Genomic DNA, 17,280 nt, shown 5'->3' on the forward strand with positions numbered 1-17,280 from the left:
GGCACCCGAAACCTCCCGGGGAGCGACGACACAACACGCCACCACTTCCACCGATTCACCGGCCCTATGTCTGACCAGCGAAAACACCGCCCTCAAATTCGGAACGACAACAGCTACTCAGGATCTGGTGGCCGGGCTGCCCAGAACGGCAAGCTGTCACAGGTTGATGGGACTGCTTCACACTCGACGGAGCGGGAGATCGTGAGTGCTGCAGTGTCATCGGCTGGTGTCACGAGAGCCGCGCCTGCGCCTGCCACCGAGCGGGAATAGCGACGCGCCTTGCGCTGGGAAAACGTATCGCTTGAGTAAATCCCTTGAGGCCACAGAGGGTTGACTAGCAATCAGGAAGGCAAGAGGTCCAGGAAATCAATCAACTGTGACTAAGATCACATTCTAGACGGCTTAGTGAATTGCCCATCACGCGCCTTTCTGTACCCTATTTGATCTTTTCTCTCCAGATATCTTCCTGCTCACCTGATCACGTGAGCAGGAGATACGGAGTCCAGAATGGGCAGACCCCTGGCCCCCCCGCCCCTCTCGGAGGGCGAGGACAGCGACGTCCCAGGCGAGAGACGTCGCGATCGCACAGTCTTCTTCCCAGAACGCCCCTTGAAGCTGATAGCTGGTGCCGTGGCCGTGCTGCTGGCCGCCGAGGCCGCGACGATGGTGGCGACGTCGGGGCAGGCGGTGGCCTTGCCCTCACAGACGACAACTGCCGAGTCACCGCCCCCCTTGGGTCCTGCTGAGGCCAAGGACGAGGCGTCGGCGCAGTTGATGGCCCGGTTGCAGGACCGGCGGATCGAGATCCTGAACGCGCGCACCGAGTCCACGACGAGTTGGGCCAACCCGGACGGAACAGTCACGGTGGAGTCCTTCACCGGTCCGATCCGGACCAAGGACTCCGCGGGCAAGTGGCAGCCGGTGGATGTGACGCTGTCCGAGGCGGACGGCGAGATCGTGCCGAAGGCGGCCGCCGCTGACATCGCCTTCTCCGCGGGCGGGAGCACCGCACCGCTGGCACAGGTCAGCCGCGGAGAGAAGACCTTCGGGGTGAGCTGGGACGGCGCGCTGCCCAAGCCGGTCCTGAAAGGCAACACGGCCACCTACCCGAATGTGGTTCCCGGGGGCGACGTGGTGGTCTCCGCGCTTCCGGAAGGGTTCTCCCACTCGGTGGTGCTGCGCGAGCGGCCGAGCGGGCCGGTTCAGTTCCGCCTGCCCGTCGAGGCCGAGGGCCTGACTCTCTCGGAGACATCGGATCAGCGGCTGCATTGGGAGGACTCCAAGGGCAAGCAGGTTGCTGCTGCTCCGCCGCCGGTGATGTGGGGGGCCGCTGAGGACGCCAAGTCCCAGGAGCCTGAGCGCACGGCGAAGGTCAGCGCAACGGTGGAGACGGCCCCTGACGGGGACCAGACGCTGGTGCTCAAGCCAAGCGAAACATTTCTGCAGGATCCGGACGTCACCTATCCAGTGGTGATCGACCCGACCAACACGCTGGCGGGCCCGACCACGGACACCTGGATCCAGTACGACGCTTACCCGACGAGCCAGCGCGGGTCGACGGAGCTGAAGGCCGGCACCTACGACGGGGTGCAGAAGGCGCGCTCGTTCCTGAAGTTCAACGTGTCCCAGTACACCGGCAAGAAGATCGTGGACACCGATCTGCGGCTGTACTCGTACTACTCCTCCACCTGTTCGACGTCCGGCTCGGGTGTGCAGGCGCGTAGGGTCACCTCCGACTGGGATCCGTCGGCGATCTCCTGGTCGGCGCAGCCCTCGACCACGACGACGGGTGCGGTCACCTCGACCGCTGCGAAGGGCTACAGCTCCTCCTGCCCTGCCGGTCTTGTCTCCTGGGACGTGGACGCGATCGTGCAGGCGTGGGCGGACGGTTCGCCGAACTACGGCGTCCGCCTGGCCGCTGTCGATGAGACCGATGTGCTGACCTGGCGGCGTTACCGGTCGGCGAACTATGTCGACGGCTCCCACAATCCGGACGTCGAGCCGTCGCTGACGGTCACCTATAACTCCTACCCGGCCAAGCCGACCTCGCCGGCGATCTCGCCGAGCGTGGTGAACGCCTACAACGGCAATCGGTACGTCACCTCGCTGACCCCGCAGCTGTCGGCGAAGGTCAGCGATGCGGACGGCGGCACGGTCAAGGCCCAGTTCGAGATCACCCCGGACCCGGCCTACAACGACACCACCTACACCTACACCGCCACCACCACCGGCGTGGCCTCCGGTTCCACCGCGAAGCTGACGATCCCCTCGGCCAACGCCTTCCCCGCGGGTTCACACCTGCGCTACCGGGTGCGCGGCTACGACGGGTCGCTGTACGGGTCCTGGACCGGCTACAGCACGTTCGTGCTGAACACCGCCAAGCCAGCCGCACCCGCCATCACCTGTGACCCGTACTCGGCCGACACGTGGACGGCCAAGGCGAACGACGGCGCCCAGTGCACCCTCGACACCAGCTCCACAGATGGTCAGGGCTACCTATGGGGCCTGAACGACCCCAACACGCCCAAGAGGATCGACGACACGACCAACGGAACCGGCGGCGACCCACTGACCGTCACCGTCAACCCGGCCGACGGCTGGCACACCCTGTACGCCAAGACCATCGACTCCGGCGGCAACCTGTCCACCACCACGACCGAGTACAAGTTCGGCGTCGGCGCCGACGGAGCCGCCATTCTCACCCCGCGCGACGGCGACCGCCCCGCACGCCGGGTCGCGCTGGCGGCCACGGGCAAGACCAGCTACACCGGCGTGACGTACCAGTACCGGCGCGGCGAGACCGACACCTGGCAGAACGTGCCCCTGGCCGACGTGACGAAGAACTCCGACGGATCGGCTGTGGCCTCCTGGCCGCTGGCCGCACCCAGCGGTGCTCCGCCGGCGCTGGTGTGGAACATCACCAACAGCTTCACCGAGGACGGCCCGATCGACATCCGGGCCGCGTTCACCGACGGCACCACCACCGGCCACTCGCAGCCGGTGACCGTCACCGTCGACCGCGACGCCGGCACCGCACCGTCCGAAGAGGTCGGCCCGGGCAGCGTGAACACTCTGACCGGTGACTACACCCTGTCGGCCACGGACGCCTCCGGGTTCGACATGAGCGTGACGCGCACGGCCTCGTCTCGCCGCCCGGACGCGGGAGCCAAGCAGGAGGGCCAGGCGCCGATCTTCGGCCCTCAGTGGACCTCCGGCACGGTCGCGGAGATCACCGAATCCGACTGGTCTTACATCAAGAAGACCTCCGACACATCCGTGGTCCTGGTCGACGTCGACGGTGAGGAGACCGGCTTCACCGCGACCAGCGGCGGCGGCTGGAAGGCCGAGCCGGGCGCGGACGACCTGGAGCTGACCGGGTCGCTGATCGGCTCCTTCACGGTCACCGACGTCCACGAGGGCATCAAAACCACGTTCGCCAAGACCGACCCGGCCGTGACCACGTGGAGCGTGTCGTCGACCTACCTGCTGACGAGCAACTCCACCACCAAGGTCATCTCCCAGACCACCACCGTGAACGGCAAGACCGTGGCACGCCCCAAGTGGGTCATCGCCCCGACCTCGGCGGTGTCCGCATCGACCTGCGAGACGGACCCGTCGACCAAGGGCTGCCGGGTGCTGGAGTACCTCTACCCGCTGTCCACCACAGCGACCTCCACGTCGTTCGGTGACTACGTCGGCCGCGTCAAGCGGATCCGCCTGTGGTCCACCGCCCCCGGTGCGGCCACCTCGACCGCGGTGTCCATCGCCGCCTACAACTACGACGACTCCGGCCGTCTGCGCGAGGTCTGGGACCCCCGTGTCTCTCCGGCGCTGAAGACCACCTACACCTACGACTCGGCCGGCCGCGTCACCGAACTGACTCCGCCGGGCGAGCTGGCGTGGACCTTCACCTACGGCACGGCCGGCAACGCGGCCACCGCCGGTGCAGGCATGCTCCTCAAGGCGTCCCGCCCGACGCTGACACCGGGATCGGCGACGCAGACCAACGGCACCGCCTCCACCTCGGTCGTCTACGACGTGCCGCTGACCGGAACCAAGGCCCCCTACCCGATGGGGCAGACGAACGTGGCCGCCTGGGGGCAGACCGACGTTCCCACCGACGCCACCGCGGTGTTCCCCTCCGACGCCGTCCCGGCCTCCCACAACGGGGCCGACCTGACGGCAAGCGCCTACACCCGGGCCTCGCTCACCTACACCAACGCCTCCGGGCGCGAGGTCAACACCGCCACACCCGGCGGACACATCTCCATGACCGAGTACGACCAGTTCGGCAACACCGTCCGCGAGCTGAGCGCGGGCAACCGGAAGCTGGCCCTGGCCACCTCCGGTACCGGCCTGGAGCGGCTGACCAGCCTGGGCATCGACGCCCAGTCCACCGCCGACCGCGCCCGGCAACTGTCCACCCTCTCCGTGTACAACACCGACGGACACCGTCTGCTGGAGACATTCGGGCCGCTGCACCTGGCCACCCTCACCCAGAATGTGGCCGCCTTCGGCGACGCCCATGCCCTGCCCGCCGGCAGTGAAATCCCGGTGCGCTCGCACACGGTCAACACCTACGACGAGGGCCGCCCCGTCGACGCCCCGGTCCACGACAAGGTCACCACGGTCAAGACGGGCGCCTATCTGGAGGGCTACCCGGCCGACGCGGACGTGCGCACCACGAAGACCGAGTACGACTGGGCCAAGGGCCTGCCGACCAAGACCATCCAGGACCCGACAGGACTGGCCATCACGTCCACCACCGACTACGACACCCAGGGCCGGGTGATCAAGACGACCCAGCCCAAGTCGAACGGCACGGACGCCGGAGCGCGGGTGACGGCCTACTGGTCGGCCACCGGCACCGGCACCTGCGCCGGACGCCCGGAATGGGCCGACCTGGTCTGCTCCGTCGGACCGGCAGGCGCCATCACCGGCGGCGGCACCAACCCGACCCAGCTGCCCACCACCGTCACCGAGTACGACCGCTTCGGCGCCACCGCCAAGACCATCGAAACCGCGAACGGAGTCACCCGCACCACCACCATCACCACCGACACGGCCGGCCGCCCCACGACAACGGCCATCACCGGCGGCATCGGTACCGCCGTGGCAGACACCACCACCACCTACGACGAGACCACCGGCAAGGCCGCCACCGTCACCGCGGGCACCACCACCATCGCCTACGGCTACGACAAGCTCGGCCGCCAGATCTCCTACAACGACGGCACCGGCAACACCACTACCACCGAGTACGACGCCCTCAACCGGCCGACCAAGGTCACCGACTCAGCGCCGTCCACCACCACCTACACCTACAACACCACCACCGAACCCCGCGGCCTGGCCACGTCCATGACGGACTCCGTCGCCGGAACCTTCACCGCCACCTACGACGCCGACGGCTCGGTCACCAACGAGAACCTGCCCGGCGGCCTCACCCTGACCGTGGAGGAGGACGAGACCGGCGCCCCGCTGGCGCGGACCTACACCCGCGACAGCGACAGCACCGTCCTGCTCGCCGACACCGTCGGCGAATCCGTCCACGGCCAGGTCGTCACCCACGCCGGAACCACCGGCGCCACCATCGCCCAGGAGTACACCTACGACACCACCGGCCGGCTGACCCGCGTCGACGAAACCGCCGACGACATCTGCACCCGCCGCGACTACACCTTCGACAAGAACACCAACCGCACGGCTCTGGACACCGCCACCGCCGCACCCGGCCAGGCGTGCACGTCCACCGGCGCCACGACCACCTCGTACGGCTACGACAGCGCCGACCGGCTGATCGCCACCGGCACCGTCTACGACGCCTTCGGCCGCACCACCGCACAGGCCGACGGCACGGCCATCGGCTACCACACCAACGACCTCGTCCGCCGCCAGACCGCCGACGGCAAGCGCACCACCTGGGGCCTCGACCCTGCAGGCCGCCTGGCTTCCTGGACCACCGAAACCCAGCAGACCGACGGCACCTGGACCCTGACCGCCGCCAAGACGAGCCACTACGGCGCGGACGGCGACAGCCCCGACTGGACCCTGGAGAACAGCACCACCCGCACCATCACCCGCAACGTCCAGTCCCTCGCCGGCGACCTCACAGCCGTCACCAGCGAGACCGGTGACATCGTCCTGCAGCTGACCAACATCCACGGCGACGTGGCCGTCCAACACCCCCTGGACACCACCAAGCCCACGACCGTCCTCGACTACGACGAGTACGGCAACCCACGCCAGGGCAGCACCCCCGCCCGCTACGGCTGGCTCGGCGGCAAACAACGCCCCACCTCACCCACCACGGCACTCGTCCTCATGGGCGTCCGGCTCTACGACCCGAGAATCGGCCGCTTCCTGTCCACCGACCCGATCCACGGCGGCAACGCCAACGCCTATGAGTACGTCCACGGCGACCCCGTCAACAAGTACGACCTCGACGGCAAGCACTGGTTCTCCAAGGCATGGAATCGGGCGAAGCGGTGGGGCCGGAGCGCCGGAAGTGCGATCTGGCGCAACAGAGGAAGAATCGCGAGCGGGCTGGCGATCGGGGCATGCTTCTTCGCCTGGTATGTTTGCGCCGGTGCATCCGTGGCGTCGTACCTGATCAATGAGTATCAGAAGCCGAGAAGGCAGCGTTGGAGCAGGCGCGGAATTGCCTTCAACTTGATCACGGTAGGAATCGGCGCCAAAGTGGGTTTCTTGACCAGAAGATACCCTTGGAAGACCCGCTGGGGTGGATACGCATTCAACGGGTACTACAACGTGCCATCCACTGCCTGCTACATCTCGCAGAGGTGCCCATGAGTCGAAAAACCCCGGACAGGCACATATTTCGGCGCCTTGGATGGAATCTCCTGGGGGTTTGCGTCTGCCTCGGATACACCATGATCTCTGCATCCGGCATCTTTGTCGCGGACAGTGGCGATCCGAGCGTTATGCAGCGCACAGTCTGTACGGTGGCCGCGCTGGTCGGCGTCGTGCTTGCCGTCCGTATAGCGCGTCTGGCAATTGTCACGACGCCGGATCACCTGCTCGTGCGAAATCTCTTTCGGAGCTACAAAGTCCCCTGGGCGCAGATTTCATCAATCGATCGGCCGAGGTTGCACGGAGCCACGCGCAAGACGGGCATCGTCATTAACAGGACAGATGGCTCGTCGCTTTCCGCCACGGCATACGTGAGAGGGCCACACAATCGGGAAAGTTTCGCTGAGTCCGTTACGAATGACCTTCAACGGATCGCTGCTGATGCTGTAGCTCAGTAGGTACGTAGCGGCAGCGGGCCGGTCCGCCTTCTCTGAAGGCGGACCGGCCCGAACCCCTGAGGTGCTCTTGTGGATAACGAAGCAGATGGCAAGAAAGCCGGGCGTCACTCCCGGATAGAGAACATGCGTCGTGCGGAACGCAGGCGCGAGCGGGCTGTCAGGACCGTGGTGATCGTGGCTTCTCTGGTGACCGCTGCTGCGGTGACAGGTGTGTCCTACTCCGTATTCACGGAAAAGAGGGAAGAGCAGCGGATCAGGAAAGGCCTGCTCACGGGCGAGCAGAGGTGGGGAGCGTTGGGGCGGAACCATGTCTCCGAGTCCGTCGACTACTCGATGGCCCCTCCCGTTGGGGGCGATCACGACCAGGCCTGGGCGAACTGCAACGGAGAAGTCTACAGCGATGAGATACGGAACGAGAACGCGGTCCATTCGCTGGAGCACGGCGCAGTCTGGGTCACCTACAACGACACGGCCGCCGACGCGGACATCAGGGTCCTGACCGACCGCGTCTCCAAGACGCCGTACACGTTCATGAGCCCGTACAAGAAGCAGTCATCACCGATCACGCTGACCGCCTGGGGACGTCAACTGTCGGTGAGAGCGGCGTCGGATCCGCGCGTCGCGCAGTTCTTCACCAAGTACGTGCAGGGCGAGCAGACCCCTGAGCCGGGTGCTCCCTGCACGGGCGGAAGCGCGGGATAACCGACTCCGCATGCCACGAGGCAGCCTCCCGTGCGGGCGGCCGCAGACGACAGCGATATCGATCAGTCAGGAGAATCAGTAAATATGCGGGCTCTTTCAGTTTTGCTCCTCGCCTCCGTGGTGCTGTCGGCAGGATGCAGTGGTTCGGAGTCCTCGCCCGCGCCCGGTGAGAAGAGTCACCGGCCGATGCCGGTGCCGACCGTGTCCGTCTCCCGGCAGGCGGTGCCTGCCATAGCGGCAACGGACACCGCGCTGCCCACCGTGTCCGGGAAGTTCGGCCGGAAGCCGACGATCACCATCCCGAAAGCGCAGCCCAGCGGGAAATTCGTCATCACCACCGTGCTGCCGGGCCATGGTCGGAAGGCCCGCAGCAACGACATCGTGATCGTCGACTACACCGCCAAGACCTGGCAGCGCGGCACAAGCATGCCCGGCACCTACGGCAAGGGCGGCACACCGCGTGTCTTCCCTGTCGGCCAGGGCGCCGTACTCCCCGCGCTGGATCGCGCCGTCGAAGGGCAGCAGGCTGGCAGCAGAGTGCTGGTGGTGGCCCCGCCGGCTGCCGCCTACGGCGTGGCGGGCAACGCCCGGCTGGGTGTCGGGGGCACCGACACCGTCGTGTTCGCCGTCGACATCGTGAAGATCATCGCTGCTGACTCCACCATCCAGGGACAGCAGCGAGCTGTGCCTGACGGACTGCCCCAGGTGCGGGCCGGCCACTCGGCTGTCACGATCGCCGTGCCGGACACCGCCCCGCCCCGGAACCTGCTCTCCCAGACGCTGGTGGAAGGCTCCGGCCCTCGTGTCAAGGCTGGTCAGACGATCGTGATCCGCCGCGCCGGCGCGGTATGGGCGGCCAACCGCGGAAAAGATCAGGCCAGCCTCTTCGATTCCTCCTGGTCTCAGGGCCCTTCCACCGTCGTCATCGGCCGCGGCAACCTCGTGGAGGGACTGGACCAAGCGTTGGTCGGCATCCGGGTAGGGAGCAGGGTGCTCGTGGTGACTCCGCCGGGGCTGGCCTACGGAGCGACAGCCCAGAAGGACATCCCGGCGAAGTCCACCGTCGTCTTCATCGTCGATGTCCTCGCAGCATCTGGCGACGCGACGGCATCCACAGCGGCCGAGCCTGGGGAAGGTGACGGCACGTCGTCACCGTCGTCGACGCCAGGGCATCACCATCACTGAGTAGGCCCTGCTCTGGTATGGCTACGGCGAGCGGACATGTCCACGACCTCGGCCAGCGTCCCCAGCCGCGCTCCCGGACTGACTGTGCACCCTCGCTCGGCGAGCAGCGGCCGCACCTGGCTGATGGCCCGGTTGATGGTCGACTGGTCTGCGCCGGGCCAGTCGGCCTGGCAAGTCCCGAGTGAACTCCGTGGCGATGATGGACGAGGGTGGCCAGGAGCCGGTCGACAAACACCCGCCGGTGGTTCGCGCCAGGCTTGTGTCCCGGCCACGGATGCGGGCCGTGGGCGCTGCCCTGTCTCCGCGACGAGTCAGCGATCACATCAGCCGCCAGGGCCGTGATCCTTCGGTCGTTGATGATCGCTGCACGATTCGCGTTCCCCAAGCACAACCATGATCGACGATCAAGAACTCGACGTCTCATCGCCACTGTGCACGATTCTGTTATCAGGGAGGAAGGGCAGCACGCGCACCACTGGATTGGACGAGGCGGTCAGCTGCTTGTGCAGCTGCTGGTTCTCCAAGGTCAGTTGGTTGACCACGCGGACGAGCCCTTCGACGTCGGCGCGGAGCTGTTCGAGCTCGGCTTTGTCCCTCTCGCGGAGTTCCTTGAGCCGTACGACCTGTTTGCGGAGTCGGATCTCGGTGTCCGTGGGCTGTCCGCGCTCTTTGACCTTGGCGTGGAACTCGTTCTTCAGGTCGAGGTGACGCTGGGTGAGGGCGTTGCGGGGGACGCCGGCCTCGATGGCGAGGGCCACGATGGTCAGGGCCCCGTTGGAGTGCTCGGGTCGACCGGTCTGGATGCGGTGCATGGCGGCGCGGATGCGGTCGCGTTCGTCTGCTGCTCCGCTCACGGTGTGGTGTCCTTCAGGGTGATCCGGGTGTGGTCGTGGGTGTCGGCAATGCCGCGCAGGCGGTCGGCGTGGTCGCGTAGCCGTTCGCTGATCGGCTGAGGCATGTGCGTGGCCTGTTTGTCGAGGGCGTCGGCGCGCTCGCGCAAGGCTGTGGCGTGATGGTCGGTGCGGACGATGTTGCCGCAGCGGGGCACGCAGTGATCGAGCCGTGGGGTATCGCGGACGCCGGTGCGGTGGCAGAGGGCTTGTTCGCGCTTGTAGTGGCACAGCAGGAGCGCCTGGGGGTTGTCGTGGATGAGGGCGTCGTCGTTGGCGAGGAGGCGGCGGGCTGTGGTGGCGTTGATGACGGTGCCCTCGAAACGCGGGGCACGGGCGGCGGCCTTGATGGCGCGCCGGGCGGCCGGGCCGGAGAGGCCGCCACCGGCCTCCAGTTCGTCGTTGAGGTCGGCGACGGTGTCGGCCACGGCGCGGACGGTCTCGATGTCGATCAGGTCGTGGATGCCGTCGCGGCTGCGCGCAGCGTAGCCCTCGGAGACCAGCGCGGTGCGCAGGTGGCCGTACTGGATGGCGAGGGCGACCAGTCCGCCTGGGCGGCGGGCGATGTGCCAGGCCAGGGTGCGGCGGAAGCGCCGGGTGCCGACGGCGCCGTGTGGGTCGGGCGGGATGGCTTCCCCGGGCAGGCCGTGGCGGGCCGCTTCGGTGTTCGCCCAGGAGGCGAAGTCTTCGATCCGGGTGCGCATAGCCGAGAAGCGCAGGGAGCCGGTGCTGGGGCCGGCCATGGCGCCGTGGACGGCGTGGCTGAACAGCAGTTCGCTGGGCGGGACCATGCGCTCCAGTACCCGGATGGCGGTCACGACTGGGGTGATGGCCACCCACGGGACGTCGCGCTCGTGTCCGGCGGAGTGGTGGTTGCCGCGGTCGTCGGTGGCGTTCTTGTACTCGTGGCCGTAGATCAGGTGTCGGCCGGTGCGGCCTGAGTCGTCGGGTTCCGGGTCGGGGCAGCAGCCGCGGCGGAGACCGAGCACTTCGCCCGGACGCATCCCGGTGAGGTAGGCGATGACGATGAAGGATGCGGTGACCAGCAGCCGGATCAGCCCTGGGGTCTCGGCGAAGTCGAGGGCCTCGCGCCACGGGTGCCCCGCGATGCGGCCGGTGACGGGAGTGGGCAGCGGGCAGGGGCCGGGCCGCTGCGCAGCTGCGGCGACCAGGCCGTGGCGCTTGACGTACAGGGCGACTTGATGGCGGGAAGCGCCGGTGAGGCCGCCGACGTAGTAGCGGGCGAAGCCGTACCCCTCGTGGCCCTTGAGCCGTACGGCGGGCAGCGGTGCCCGGGAGGCGACCAGCGGATCCAGGTATGCCTCCAGGGCGGTCTGACCGTCCGGCGTGCTCGGGACCGTCCGGCCTGCCTCTGCCAGGCGCTGGGAGTCGGTATACCCGGCGAGGATGTCGTCGGCGAAGTCGTCGACCATGCGCAGGGCCCAGACAAGCAGCGGCCCCATGGTCTCCTCGGCCAGCGGCTCGCTGGCGTTCAGGTCAGCGCTTCCTACGGGCCCGCGGGCGAGGACCAGAGCACGGGCTGCGTCATCGAGTCTGTCGAGGGTGGAGTCGTCGGCGAGGGCCACGCCGAGCCGGTCCGCCAGGACGTGGCGGACGATCGCCACGGCGTCACCGAGGGGCTGGTCGATGTTGAACTGTGCGGGGAGCGGTCCCAGCCGAGCCGCACCATCCAGTCGAACTCGCCCCGGCGAACTCGCTGAGTGTCGACTTGGACACCGTGGTGGTCTGGTCAGTCGGGCGGGTGTGCCGACCGATCAGCCCGCCACTCGCTGGGCGGCACACCGTAGGTGGCGCGGAAAGCCCGGCTGAAGTGCGAGGCGCTGGTAAAGCCCCAGCGCTGGGCCACGGCGGTGACCGTCGGCCCGGCCGGCCCTCCGCGGCCGAGGTCACCCCGGGCCGCCTGGAGTCGGCGCCGGAGGATCCAGCGGCCCACCGTGGCGCCTTCGTGCTCGAACAATCGGTGCAGATAGCGCACGGAGATGTGATGGGCGTCGGCGATCGTCTGTGGCGAGAGGTCCGGATCGGCGAGGTGCCGGTCGATGAAGGCCCGAAGCCGGACCCGTAACGCGGTAGCGGCGGCGTCGACGCCGGTCTCCGGGGCTTGGCGGTCCAGGCGCTCGGCGATCAGGGTGGCGAGCAGATCGGCGGCGTTGCGCGCCAGTTGGTCGCCGATGTGGGGAGCGAAACGTCCTTTGTTGGCGGCCAGCCCCGTCAGGAAGGGGATGACCAGGGACGCCGCGTCCGAGTCGGGGGCCACTGGCACCGCCGTCATGCGGGCCAGGTCCGCAGGACGCACGATCAGCAGCCGCCGGGGCACCTGGAAGACGTGCATCCGGAAGGGCGCGGGGTAGGTGACCGTGTACGGGCGGGCCGTGTCGAAGAGCGTGAGGGTACCGGGCGTCAACACGGTGGTCTCGCGGTTCTGCTCGATCACCAGGCTCCCGCTGTCCTGGAGACAGAAGTTGAGGTGGTCGCCCCCCGAGCCCGGGGCCGCCGGCAAGGGCTGGCGGACCTGCAAGGGGTCGCCGTGCGTCGTGGCGATGCCCAGGGGGCCGACTGGGCCGGCGTAGATGGCGCCCATGTAGGGGTCGTCCGTGGGAGTGGAGATGTCCAGCCGGACGGAGGTCAGCTCCTGGTAGGTCCGGCCTATCGCCTCACGCCAGTAATCCAACCGCTCCCTCGGCGGTATCAGCTTCGTGCACACCGTGGGGGGCGCCACGCCCATCCTCGTCCCCTCGTCTTTCCTGGTCCCGGGCCGCTGGGAGTGCCCTCGGCCCGCTGTGGTTCCTTCTGGTCGCTCCGTGCACGGGAGGAACCGTCCGGTGCACGGAGAGGCACGTCGCGGCCCGGGGCGAATCTAGCGTGACTGCGTAACCCGTTCACAAGCCGGTTGGCGGCCATCCGCACGCAGGCACTCGGCGCCGCGGACCGGGCCCGGCGACGGCTCCGAAAAGGCAGCCTGCCCGCACCCGGCCCGTATGGGGCCCGCCCCTCACACACGAAGGACAGAACCACCATGAAGACCAGCGTCGGCAGGAAGATGCTCGCAGCGGGCGCCACGCTCGCGGCGACCGTCGCACTCGTGACCGCCACCGCACCCACGGCGCAGGCGGCCGGCTCGTACAACATCCGGATCCGCACGTTGACCACCAACTACATCGCCGACTACTGCCTGCTCACCACCACCAGTGGCAACGCCCAGGCTGCGTGCAGCGGCAACAGAGGCAAGTTCGATGATTTCCGCCTGGGCACGGTCCACAACGCCGGCGACCGCGTGTGGTTGGACATCAACATCGTGGCCGCCACCGACCGCAAGGGAATCGACCTCCAGGGCAAGCACTACATCAGGACCAGGGGCGATCTGTTCGCCGTCGAGGTGTGCGGCTGGAAGGACCTTGAGTCGTTCAAAAGCGGCAACACCGGCGTCCCGCTGCACGGCGACACCCTCTGCCAGTGGTGAGGCGACCGGTGGACCACGCATACGTGAAGGGGTTCTCCGCCGCCGCGCTCGCGGGTGCCCTGACGATCGGCTCCCTCGTCGCCTCCCCGGCACAGGCCAGCGACGACAACCGTATCCGCTTCAAGTTCCGCGACTCCCGCAGCGTCTGCCTCACCGCGTACGAGCGCTCCAACGACCCGCTGGTCATGGAGCGGTGCGACGGCGACAACGCGCGCGGCAACTGGCGGAAGATCATCTACAGCGGCGGGGGACTCGTCTTCCTCCTGCAGAACGTCGCCTCCGGCGAGTGCCTGGACGCTGAGTCGGGGCTGGAAGCGAAGGCGTACACCTCGCCGTGTGACATCACCGACCGTGGCCAGCACTGGTACTACTTCTGCGACTCGGGCTCCATCATGGCCGCGGCCTGGAACACGGTCCTCACCGGCTGGAACGACAACAAGGTCACCACGCGCTCGGGGAGCAACGCCCTGGTCGGCAAGCAGCGATGGGATCGCATGCCCGCGGTCTGCTGACCGAGCACAGCGCGCGCCCGTGCATCCGGGCCCGTCCTGTCCCGGACGGGCCCGGATGTGTTCTCCTCGCGCCCTCGCGACGCTGCTACCTCGCGGTACCGACGTACGCGCCCCGCGCTCGGCCGCACTGCATGAGGTCTGCTCGGGACATCGTTCCGCTCACGGTGCTTCCCCCGTCGGGTCACGTGGTAAGCGACGCCGGCGCCGCTGCGGAGGTGGAAGGTGAGTTGCCTCGTAAGCAGCGCCGGGTGTGCGTCAGCCGCTCGCCCCGTGCCGGCTGTGGCGCTCGCTGGGACGCCCATCTTGCAGGGGCTGTTCGGCCCAGATCGTCTTGCAAGCAAGGCTCTGGCGGCTGCCCAGCGCTCGGCGACCTGGGCGACCAGCAGCAGTCCGCGTCCGCCCTCGTCGTAGACTCGAGACCGTCGCAGGTGCGAGGCGGTGCTGCTGCCGTCGGAGACTTCGCAGATGAGTGGGTCGGCGCGGATGAGCAGGCGGCTGGCCGCAGCGGACAGGTTCTCGGCGTCCTGCTGATCGTCCTCGACTGGATCCTCTTGCTGCGCGGCGCGTTCGGCGGACTGTGGCTGGCCCTCATCGGCGACTACATCATGGTCGCCGCCAAGGCCGAGCGGCAGCAGGCCTCCCTGGCCGTACCCCTGAGGGGACTGTAAGCCGCTGACGTCATGTCCAGCACCGTAGAAACCGCCCCCGACTGGATCACTGTGCAGCGTTGCCTTTTGGGTGATGCCTGTCAAATGGAGGCAAGGGGGGTCACCCTGGCGCAAGTATGTTCGGGCATGAGGTCGGCGACCGTCGGCAACGCTGCGCAGGTGCTTGCTGGCCCGCAACTACGAGTGGTCCGGAAAACAGGCACCGGAACCGACGGCCGCGGTGCCCGCACGCGGCGTATTTCGTGTGCGGCCGCCCATTACATTGGCCCTCGACCCACCCGGTGCGCCGTAAGACGTCAGTCGGTCACCCCCGCGATTTCCCCTGTCAGAGGCTGCTCCCCGCATCGGGGACACCCCTCGTTCGGAGGTCACTGCCATGCCCCAGGATGCGAAGTCCCCTACTTATCCTCAGGCATTGGCTGGACAGCTCCGGTTGATCGTCCGAATCGGACCCAGTGTGGGGCGGTGTTACCGGTCGGCGCATGATGACCGTCATGGAGAGCGCGGTCGAGAAGATCAAGGTCTGGTTCCGCTTTGTCCCTCGTGAGGGATGGTTCCCGCAAGACACAGAGGGGCTGTGGGCGACGAAGCTCGGAGACGACACCGCCAGAGTGCAGAACGCCCCCTTCCTTCAGGATGGGGTGGCCGAAGGCGATGTGGTGCGGTACCGGACCGACTCCGACGGGCTCCACTGGGCCGTCGGGCCCGTCAGCTCCTCAGGCAACTGCACGCTCCGTGTAGTGCCCGTGCCCTCCGGCCCCCTGGGGCGCAGTCCGCAGGCAGTGCATCAGCGCCTTTCGGAGTTCAGCCTTGGCGGCGAGGTCTTCAGTGAGGAGTTCCCCATGGTGGCCTTCACCGCGCTGGCTGGCGCGGACTTCGCCGGGGTCAAGGCCCTTCTGACGCAAGGTCAGGAGGAAGGCTGGTGGCATTACGAGGTCGGCTGTGGCACCGAGGCGTGGTGGAACGCCTGAGTTTGCCTCCCGGTCTCTGATCTCGAACACCGAGTCGCGCAGGTTCACTCACCTGGGCATCCCCCAGACAGGTGGAAGGCCCCTGTATGAGCATGCGTTCCGCTACGGAATCACGTTCATGCGATGGCTGCAGAGGTGAGTGTGTGCTCGACCACGATGCCCGGCGGGACGCTTTCGACTTCACGTCCCACTTCCGCGAGGACCTCTACGCGTGCCTGACCTGGCGCGGTGACACCTTGTTCGAGATTACGGACGCGATGCTCTGCGAGGACGGTCGGGTGACCTCGCCGGTCGATCTGACGCTGCTGGCGGAACACCGGCGTGGGCACGGCGCGTTGTACGACGCGCTCAATCATGGTCGTATCGATGTGGCCGGGCTGCGGAAGGCGCTGGCGATGCTGCCGCAGCCACCGCAAGCGCCGGGGACGAGCCGGTGGCCGGCCTCCGGCCTTCGACAAGGCCCAGTACCGCCGTCGCAACGCGGTCGAGCGGTGCGTGAACAAGTGGAAGCAGTTCCGCGCGGTGGCCACCCGGTATGACAAGCGCGACTACATCTTCAACGGCACCCTGACCGTCACCGCGATCGTCATCTGGCTCCGCGACACCGTCCAAGAGCCATCAGAAACGGCCTAGGACTGGTGGCAGCCGGTGATCTTCAGTTGGGCCTGTCTGTTTCCGGCCCGGTGCTCGGGGATGGAGCGAAGGCCCGACGGCGATGCCCTGGTGGAAGGCTTCGTAGTGCAAGAGGAGTGCTTCGGGAGCGATCTCGGTGATCTGCCCCGAGCGGACCCGCAGTGCCTGGCGGTTCAGGCCGGCCACGGCCCAGCGGCTCTGCGGTGCCAGTGCTGGCCGACGCGCCCGCCCGCCACCTGGATGAGCGAAAGGCTTACGCGGAGGGGGGGCTACCTGTTTGCCGATTCCCCAGCCATACGATCCGCTCGTCGAAGCTGCCGCGCTTGTCGGCCTTCTCCTGGCGCATCTGCTCTAGTTGTCGAGCGCTCACGCCGGCACGTCGTGCAAGGCACAGCAGGACTTCCATGATGTCGGCCAGTTCTTCTGGGTCGTTCTCGGAGGCCAGGAACTCGTCTACTTCCTCAACGAGTTTTGTTCGCAATAGGTCGTCGTACTCATTTTCGCCCGCGAGGCGAATGATCGGCTCTTTGCCAGTTTTGCGGATGATTTGAGGAATTTTGTCCCTTACGAGCTTTTCTGGTGGCATTCTTATGACTCCAAATTCCGGCCAGAACGTAATGGTTGATCGCCTCGGTGTGCGAAATCTCGACTATAGAGCCTTCTCTGTGTGCGAAATCTCGACTGTCGCGGCCTGATGACCTGTTCTGAACTGAGGGCGGCGCTCCTTGATCACTGAGCGTTTTCAGCGTGGCCACTGATCGGGTGACGCCGGTCGGGTCGAGGTGAGGGCCGCATCGCACAAGGCCCCGGTGCCGTTGAGGGAGGTGTTCGACGTCTCAACCCACCGGCACAGGAGCCCTGTTGGTTTCCTATCCTGCCGCACTCGACCTCCCTCACGCCCTGGTCGAGTGGGTCACCATGCTCATCGTCACCCGCGGGGGTGACCGACGGTGCGAACTCCCGCCGC

The 17,280-nt window shown here is 67.4% G+C and carries 12 protein-coding genes and 4 pseudogenes; 11 read left to right on the forward strand and 5 right to left on the reverse strand.

Annotated features, from left to right (window positions below; all coding sequences use genetic code 11):
- The first annotated feature begins 774 nt into the window (after positions 1-774).
- From ABTX62_RS36665 to ABTX62_RS36680, 4 genes are all read left to right on the forward strand, one after another.
- Positions 775-6,813: a DNRLRE domain-containing protein gene (locus tag ABTX62_RS36665; protein ID WP_502998083.1), complete on the forward strand. Its 6,039-nt coding sequence runs from the start codon at positions 775-777 to the stop codon at positions 6,811-6,813.
- Positions 6,814-6,944: 131 nt separating this feature from the next.
- On the forward strand, positions 6,945-7,271 hold the full coding sequence (locus ABTX62_RS36670) for a PH domain-containing protein (protein ID WP_352120246.1): 327 nt from the start codon (positions 6,945-6,947) through the stop codon (positions 7,269-7,271).
- Positions 7,272-7,394: 123 nt separating this feature from the next.
- Complete coding sequence (locus ABTX62_RS36675; RefSeq protein ID WP_352120247.1) at positions 7,395-7,973, forward strand: thioredoxin-like domain-containing protein; 579 nt, start codon at positions 7,395-7,397, stop codon at positions 7,971-7,973.
- A gap of 186 nt (positions 7,974-8,159) precedes the next feature.
- Entirely contained in the window at positions 8,160-9,158 is a 999-nt protein-coding gene (locus tag ABTX62_RS36680; protein ID WP_352120238.1) for an FKBP-type peptidyl-prolyl cis-trans isomerase, read from the forward strand.
- Positions 9,159-9,562: 404 nt separating this feature from the next.
- Here ABTX62_RS36680 and ABTX62_RS36685 read toward each other — a convergent pair whose 3' ends face one another.
- The 3 genes from ABTX62_RS36685 to ABTX62_RS36695 all read right to left on the reverse strand — a co-directional run bounded on the left by ABTX62_RS36685 (position 9,563) and on the right by ABTX62_RS36695 (position 12,740).
- Positions 9,563-10,012, reverse strand: coding sequence for a hypothetical protein (locus tag ABTX62_RS36685; protein WP_352120239.1), 450 nt, complete (start codon positions 10,010-10,012; stop codon positions 9,563-9,565).
- A complete protein-coding gene (locus tag ABTX62_RS36690; protein WP_352120240.1) occupies positions 10,009-11,673 on the reverse strand; it encodes a site-specific integrase in 1,665 nt (554 codons plus the stop codon). The genes ABTX62_RS36685 and ABTX62_RS36690 overlap by 4 nt, the downstream gene beginning before the upstream one ends.
- 125 nt (positions 11,674-11,798) lie before the next feature.
- A complete protein-coding gene (locus tag ABTX62_RS36695) occupies positions 11,799-12,740 on the reverse strand; it encodes a helix-turn-helix domain-containing protein (protein ID WP_352120241.1) in 942 nt (313 codons plus the stop codon).
- A 345-nt stretch (positions 12,741-13,085) separates the two neighbouring features.
- Between ABTX62_RS36695 and ABTX62_RS36700 the strand changes: the two genes are divergently transcribed.
- Both ABTX62_RS36700 and ABTX62_RS36705 read left to right on the forward strand, forming a co-directional pair.
- Complete coding sequence (locus ABTX62_RS36700) at positions 13,086-13,529, forward strand: hypothetical protein (protein ID WP_352120242.1); 444 nt, start codon at positions 13,086-13,088, stop codon at positions 13,527-13,529.
- An 8-nt stretch (positions 13,530-13,537) separates the two neighbouring features.
- Entirely contained in the window at positions 13,538-14,041 is a 504-nt protein-coding gene (locus ABTX62_RS36705) for a ricin-type beta-trefoil lectin domain protein (RefSeq protein ID WP_352120243.1), read from the forward strand.
- A gap of 255 nt (positions 14,042-14,296) precedes the next feature.
- On the opposite strand, the pseudogene ABTX62_RS36710 reads toward ABTX62_RS36705, so the two are convergent.
- A pseudogene (locus tag ABTX62_RS36710) lies at positions 14,297-14,529 on the reverse strand (ATP-binding protein); the annotation flags it as partial.
- Here ABTX62_RS36710 and ABTX62_RS36715 point away from each other — a divergent pair.
- The 4 genes and pseudogenes from ABTX62_RS36715 to ABTX62_RS36730 all read left to right on the forward strand — a co-directional run.
- Positions 14,470-14,709 (forward strand): zinc metalloprotease, encoded by a 240-nt coding sequence (locus tag ABTX62_RS36715; protein ID WP_352120248.1) that lies wholly within the window; start codon positions 14,470-14,472, stop codon positions 14,707-14,709. The pseudogene ABTX62_RS36710 and the gene ABTX62_RS36715 overlap by 60 nt on opposite strands.
- Before the next feature lie 494 nt (positions 14,710-15,203).
- Positions 15,204-15,680: a DUF4265 domain-containing protein gene (locus ABTX62_RS36720; RefSeq protein WP_352120244.1), complete on the forward strand. Its 477-nt coding sequence runs from the start codon at positions 15,204-15,206 to the stop codon at positions 15,678-15,680.
- A 143-nt stretch (positions 15,681-15,823) separates the two neighbouring features.
- A pseudogene (locus ABTX62_RS36725) lies at positions 15,824-16,099 on the forward strand (transposase); the annotation flags it as partial.
- Positions 16,083-16,313, forward strand: a pseudogene (locus tag ABTX62_RS36730) (IS5/IS1182 family transposase); the annotation flags it as partial. The pseudogenes ABTX62_RS36725 and ABTX62_RS36730, both read left to right, overlap by 17 nt.
- 253 nt (positions 16,314-16,566) lie before the next feature.
- On the opposite strand, the gene ABTX62_RS36735 reads toward ABTX62_RS36730, so the two are convergent.
- Positions 16,567-16,899: a nucleoside triphosphate pyrophosphohydrolase gene (locus ABTX62_RS36735; protein ID WP_352120245.1), complete on the reverse strand. Its 333-nt coding sequence runs from the start codon at positions 16,897-16,899 to the stop codon at positions 16,567-16,569.
- 275 nt (positions 16,900-17,174) lie between these two features.
- On the opposite strand from ABTX62_RS36735, the pseudogene ABTX62_RS36740 reads away from it, so the two are divergent.
- Positions 17,175-17,280: pseudogene (locus tag ABTX62_RS36740) on the forward strand (IS5/IS1182 family transposase); the annotation flags it as partial.

The organism is Streptomyces sp. NPDC096046, assembly GCF_040303285.1.
GTDB lineage: Bacteria > Actinomycetota > Actinomycetes > Streptomycetales > Streptomycetaceae > Streptomyces.

Coding starts and splice junctions, on each gene's coding strand:
- ABTX62_RS36680 (WP_352120238.1), top strand. CDS start 8,160: ATGCCGGTGCCGACCGTGTCCGTCTCCCGGCAGGCGGTGCCTGCCATA.
- ABTX62_RS36670 (WP_352120246.1), top strand. CDS start 6,945: ATGCAGCGCACAGTCTGTACGGTGGCCGCGCTGGTCGGCGTCGTGCTT.
- ABTX62_RS36720 (WP_352120244.1), top strand. CDS start 15,204: ATGGAGAGCGCGGTCGAGAAGATCAAGGTCTGGTTCCGCTTTGTCCCT.
- ABTX62_RS36675 (WP_352120247.1), top strand. CDS start 7,395: ATGCGTCGTGCGGAACGCAGGCGCGAGCGGGCTGTCAGGACCGTGGTG.
- ABTX62_RS36665 (WP_502998083.1), top strand. CDS start 775: ATGGCCCGGTTGCAGGACCGGCGGATCGAGATCCTGAACGCGCGCACC.
- ABTX62_RS36700 (WP_352120242.1), top strand. CDS start 13,086: ATGAAGACCAGCGTCGGCAGGAAGATGCTCGCAGCGGGCGCCACGCTC.
- ABTX62_RS36735 (WP_352120245.1), bottom strand. CDS start 16,899: ATGCCACCAGAAAAGCTCGTAAGGGACAAAATTCCTCAAATCATCCGC.